This window comes from Rubrimonas sp., assembly GCF_036788415.1.
In the GTDB taxonomy this organism is placed as follows: domain Bacteria; phylum Pseudomonadota; class Alphaproteobacteria; order Rhodobacterales; family Rhodobacteraceae; genus Rubrimonas.
The window spans coordinates 1-5,605 of record NZ_DAIQNN010000137.1; the positions used below are offsets into that span (position 1 = coordinate 1).

At 69.0% G+C, this 5,605-nt stretch carries 3 protein-coding genes and 1 pseudogene; 3 read left to right on the forward strand and 1 reads right to left on the reverse strand.

The window, feature by feature from the left end; translation table 11 throughout:
* Positions 1–37 precede the first annotated feature (37 nt).
* A complete protein-coding gene (locus V7Q31_RS16995; protein WP_333835043.1) occupies positions 38–1,069 on the reverse strand; it encodes a LacI family DNA-binding transcriptional regulator in 1,032 nt (343 codons plus the stop codon).
* A 153-nt stretch (positions 1,070–1,222) separates the two neighbouring features.
* Here V7Q31_RS16995 and V7Q31_RS17000 point away from each other — a divergent pair, with 153 nt between their 5' ends.
* From V7Q31_RS17000 to V7Q31_RS17010, 3 genes and pseudogenes are all read left to right on the forward strand, one after another.
* Positions 1,223–3,160: an ABC transporter substrate-binding protein gene (locus V7Q31_RS17000; RefSeq protein WP_333835044.1), complete on the forward strand. Its 1,938-nt coding sequence runs from the start codon at positions 1,223–1,225 to the stop codon at positions 3,158–3,160.
* Between the two features lie 59 nt (positions 3,161–3,219).
* Positions 3,220–5,328: an alpha-amylase family protein gene (locus V7Q31_RS17005; protein WP_333835045.1), complete on the forward strand. Its 2,109-nt coding sequence runs from the start codon at positions 3,220–3,222 to the stop codon at positions 5,326–5,328.
* Between the two features lie 4 nt (positions 5,329–5,332).
* Positions 5,333–5,605 (forward strand): annotated as a pseudogene (locus tag V7Q31_RS17010) (ABC transporter permease); the annotation flags it as partial.

The following is a 5,605-nucleotide window of genomic DNA, read 5'->3' on the forward strand; positions in this document are numbered from 1 at the left end:
TGGGACGCGGCGTAGTCGGCCGGTTGCTGGATGCGCTCTATCTGGAGCCCGACCAGTGTCCCGTAGTCGGGTCAGAAGCGTGGACGCGGTCGGTCAAGGAAGTCCGCGGCGTTGTCGCCCTGGCCGTCGAATGCGATTCGCGCTCGAGAAGGGCAGGTGGAACGCGGACCCGCACGTGCGGATCGTCGGGCGCCTCGATCCTGGCGTGCAGCACACGCACGGCCATCGCTCCTAGCCGTCTTCCGGGCGCGCGGATCGTCGTGAGGCGCGGGGTGATCTGCTGCGCCGCGACGAAGTCGCCGAAACCGATGACAGAAGCATCGCGCGGAATGGACAGGCCGCGCGTCAGCAGCTCCGATATCACGGTCACCGCAAGGCCATCGTGAGCGCAGAAGAACGCGGTCGGCATCTCGTCGTTCTCGATCACCGCGTCCAGCAGGGGGCCGAACGGCGCATCGCCAACCCATGCGATGTCATGCGCGGTCGCCGACGGGGTATCCATCAGCGCCTCGCGCAAACCCATCAGGCGCTCCATTCGGCCGCGGTGCCGCGGATCGCCATGGACGAAGGCGATCCGCCGATGCCCCAGCGCCAGCAACCGGCGGCCGACCGCTTCACCTGCCTCGCGGTCGGCGATGCTTACATGGTCCACAGGCTCCAGCGGCTCTATGGCGCCGGTGCGCACCACCGGCGCCTTCATCGCGTAAAGCCTTTCCATGGTGCGGTGATCGTGTCTGCCCACCACGATCAGCCCTGCCGACAGACGTGCGAGCGGTGACAGGTCTTCTCCCCGCCGAACCCACTGAAACCGAAGCCCGCGACCGAGGCGCGCCGCCTCCTGCTGCATGCCGGCCTGCATGCGCATGTAGAGTTCGCCGTTGATCGAATCGGTGTCGTCGAAGGCGACCGCGATCGGCGCATCCTCGGCGGGCGATGGGCGCCGATACTGCAGTTGCGCAGCCAGTTGGGTGACCCGGGCGCGGGTCGATTCGCTGACGCCGCTCTTTCCCGCCAGCGCGCGCGAGACCGCATACTTCGAGAGCCCGGCAGCGTCGGCGATGGTCTGCAAGGTGACCCTTGGGAACCCCGCCTCATCGGATGAGACGTTCGCCGACGCCGAACCTCGATTCAACATAACGCTTTACCTAACGCGTGCCCGTCGTTCACCCTCACTCTTGCGCCAAAGATGGCCAAAAGGCCACGGGTTTCGGAGGAGAACGCCATGACCGCATGCTCGTCACGCATGCGGCGGTTGCTTGGAACGGCCCTCGTGGCCGTGCTCGGCGCCGTCGCAGCGCAGGCCGCAGGGCCCGCGCTCAAGGAAGCGCCCGCGCTCGCCGAGCGCGTCGCCCGCGGAGAACTGCCGCCGATCGAGAAAAGGCTGCCCCAGAATCCGGTCGTCTACACGCCGCTCGATCGTCCCGGAACGCATGGGGGAGACTGGAACCATGCGCTCGTGGGCGGCGGCTCTCTCTCGATGGTGGTGCGTTATCAGGGCTACGAGCCGCTCGTGCGGTTCACGCCGGACTGGAGCGGGATCGAGCCGAACCTCGCCGAATCGTGGGAAGTGAGCCCCGACTCGCGCGTCTACACGATCCGCCTCAGGGAGGGGGTGCGCTGGTCGGACGGAGAGCCCTTCACCACCGAGGACATCCGCTTCTGGTACGACGACGTCTTGCTGAACTCCGAGGTCGCCGCTCCCGTGGGTCAGAGCTACTGGCAGGCCGGGGGCGAGGTCGGCGCGTTCGAGGTGATCGACGACTACACCTTCCGCGTCAGCTTCGCCGAACCGAACGGGTTCTTCCTGCAGCAGGTCGCCTGGGCGAACCAGGATCAGATGACCCGCACCCCGGCGCACTACCTCAAGCAGTTCCATGCCGCCTACAACCCCGAGGCCGACGCGCTGGCGCGCCAGCGCGGGCTCGACAGCTGGGTGGCGCTGTTCCGACTGGAGTCGGGCCTCGACGACCCGAACATCCACTACCAGAGCTCGACCCGTCCCGGCCTCACGCCGTGGGTGTTCGAGATCGCGCCCGGCCAGAACACCGAGCGCGCCGTCGCCGTGCGCAACCCGTACTACTTCAAGGTCGACAGCGAGGGCGCGCAGCTGCCCTACTTCGATCGCGTGGTCTACCAACTGGTCGCCGACCCGGAGGTCCTGTTGCTCAAGGTCCTGCAGGGCGAGATCGACATGATGGACCAGTATATCGGCACCCCGACGAACCGCCCGGTGCTCTACGACGGCCAGGAACGCGGCGGCTACCGCTTCTACACACTCAAGGAGACGGCGGCGAACACCATGGTGTTCCAGCTGAACCTCAACCACCTGGATCCGGTCAATAACGCGCTTTTCAACGACCGCGACTTCCGTGAGGCGCTGTCGATCGCCATCGACCGCCAGATGCTGATCGATGCGGTTTACGTGGGCCAGGGGGAGCCGGCGCAGGCGTCGATCATCAAGGGCGATCCGCTCTACAGCGAGCGGCTCGCGCTCCAGCACACCGAGTACGACCCCGCGCGGGCGAACGAGATACTGGATGCCCTGCTCCCTGAGCGCGACAGCAGCGGCTTCCGCCTCGACAGCCAGGGGCGGCGCGTCTCGATCATCTTCGAGATCGACCAGACCCGGAAGACCTTCCTCGACAAGTTCGAGCTCGCGATCCCGATGTTCCAGGCCGTGGGCATCGACGCGCAGATGCGCACCATGGATCGCTCGTTGTGGGAGACGCGCGTGCGCCGCGGCCGCGAGTTCGACGCCACCGCGCACCAGTTCGGCGCCAACAGCGGCGTCGCGGCGATGCTCGACGCGCGCTACTTCGTGCCCTTCTCCAGCAACTCGCTCTACGCCCCCGGCTGGTCGCTGTGGTTCACCGACCCGGGCAATCCCAACGCCGTGGAGCCGCCGGCGGAGATCGTCGCGATCCAGGACCTCTACCGGAAGCTTCTGGCCACCGGCGACGAGAACGAGCAGCGGCGCATCATGACGGAGTTGCTGGAGATGGCGGCCGACCAGTTCCTCGTCTTCGGCGTCAGCATGCCCCCGGATGGCTACGGGATCGTTCGCAACGACATGGTGAACGTCGCCATGGAGATGCCGAACTCCTACGGCTGGCCGACGCCGGCGCCGACGCGGCCCGAGACCTTCTTCAAGAGCCGCTGAGCCCGACCCGGGCGCGGGGGCGTTCCCCGCGCCTCCTCTCCCATCCGAGGAGCGCCGTGATGCTCGACGCCAAGGCAGAGGCGGCGACGATGCCGCGCAGCCGCGACTGGTTCGCCGGCGCGACCCGCTGGGCCCAGCTGACGCTGGCCGAGGACGACCCGGGGAAGTTCGATCCCGCCTTCTGGATCGAAGCGTTCCGGCGCACCGGCGCCAACGCCGCCTGCCTGAGCGCAGGGGGCTACATCGCCTACTACCCCAGCCGCGTGCCGCTGCACTACGTCAGCAGCCACCTCGGCGAAAGCGACCCCTTCGGCGCGCTGGTGCAGGGAGCGCGGAGGCTGGGCATGCACATCATGGCGCGCGTGGACCCGCACGCCATCCATGACGACGCCGCCGCCGCGCACCCCGAGTGGGTGGCGGTGGACGCCGCAGGGCGGCCGCGGCGGCACTGGGCTTATCCGTCGGTATGGGTGACCTGCGCCTACGGCGACTACAACACGACGCTCATGCTCGACGTCGTGCGCGAGATCGTGCGCGGCTACGACATCGACGCCATCTTCGCCAACCGCTGGCAGGGCCACGGCGTCTGCTATTGCGACACGTGCCGCGCACGCTTCGGCGCGGCGAGCGGGAAGGAGCTGCCCCTGGTGGCCGACGCCGCCGATCCCGCCTGGCGCGCCTGGACGGCGTGGCGACGGGACGTGCTGAGCAGGATGATCGCGCTTTGGGACGACGCGGTGACCGCGATCCGGCCGCACGCGCGCTTCATCCCCAACATGAGCGGCGCGTCGCTGATGGAGTTCGATCTGGCGCTGATCGAACGCTACTGCCCGTTCATCGTCGTGGACGAGCAGGGCCGACGCGGAACCCAACCGCTGTGGATGGCCGGGCGCAACGGCAAGCGCGTCCGCGCCACATTCCGCGACCGCCCGGTGATCCTGATCGCGTCCATCGGGCCGGAGGAGGAGCACCGCTGGAAGGACGCCGTCACCACGGGCCCCGAGTTGGAAGGCTGGCTGGCGAGCGGCGTCGCGCACGGGATGCGGCCGTGGTTCACGAAATTCAACGGCGTCGTGCCCGACCACCGCTGGCTTGAGCCCGTCGCCGCCGCGTTCTCCCGGCATGCCGCGCTGGAGCCTCTGCTGGACGCGACCACGCCTGCGGCCGAGATCGCCGTGATCGACCCGGCGACGACGCTGCGCCACTGCAGCCCCGAGCAACGCGCCGAGGCGGAGCGGCACGACCTCGGCCTGTGCCACGCGATGGTCGAGGCGCGACTGCCCTTCGAGATGGTCTCCGACCAGATGCTGACCCCGGAGCGGCTCGACCGCTTCCGCGTCGTGGCGCTGGCCAACGCGCGGTGCCTGTCCGACGCCCAGTGCGCAGCGCTGGAGGCCTTCGTCGCGCGCGGCGGCTCCATCGTCGCAGCGTTCGAGACGTCGACCGCCGACGAGCACGGGGCGCCGCGCGGGACGCTGGGGTTGGGCGCGCTGTTCGGCGCCAGACTGACCGAGCCCGCGCGCGGGCCGGTCAAGAACGCCTATGTCGCCCTTGAAGGGTCGCATCCGATCAATGAGGGCTTCGCGGGCGCCGCTCGCATCATGGGCGGCACGCGGCTGATGGCGGTGGAGGCTGCGGCGGACGCCGAGACGCCCTTCCTGTTCGTGCCGGACTTCCCCGATCTGCCGATGGAAGAAGTCTACCCGCGCGCCGCGCCGCGCGGCGCCGCGGTGCTCGCCCGCACCCACCCCGGCGGCGGGCGCACGGTCTACGCGCCGTGGAACCTCGGCGCGGTGTTCTGGGACGTGATGGCCGCTGACCACGCGCGCCTCATCGCCAACGCCCTGCGCTGGGCGCTGCGGACGCGGCCGCGCGTCGAGGTGTCCGGCCGCGGCGTGGTCGATGTCGCGCTGCGCGAGGGGCCGGATCGCCTCGCGGTCATCCTGCACAATCTCACCAACCCCATGATGATGAAGGGGCCGCTGCGAGAAACATCGCCCTCCGGACCGCTGAGCCTGTCGGTCGCGCTGCCGGCGGGCGCGTCCGCGGCCACCGCGCGGCTGGCGCTCGCCGGACGGGAAGCCTCCGTCACCGTCGCGGACGGCCGCGCCGAGGTCGTGGTGGGGCCGGTCGAGACGCTCGAAGCGGTCGAGTTGCGCTGGAGCTGAGCCGATGCTCGCCTACGCCGCGAAGCGCTTGCTGCTGATGATCCCGACCCTGTTCGGCATCTCGCTGATCGCCTTCGCCATCATCCAGTTGCCGCCGGGGGACTATCTGACCTCGCTGCTCGCCTCGATGGCCGACAGCGGCGCAGTGGTGGACGACGCGCAGATAGCAAGAATGCGCCGCATCTACGGCCTAGATGATCCCTTCTACATCCAGTACTGGAAGTGGATCTCGGGTATTGTTTTCCGTGGCGACTTCGGCTGGTCGTTCGAGTGGAAT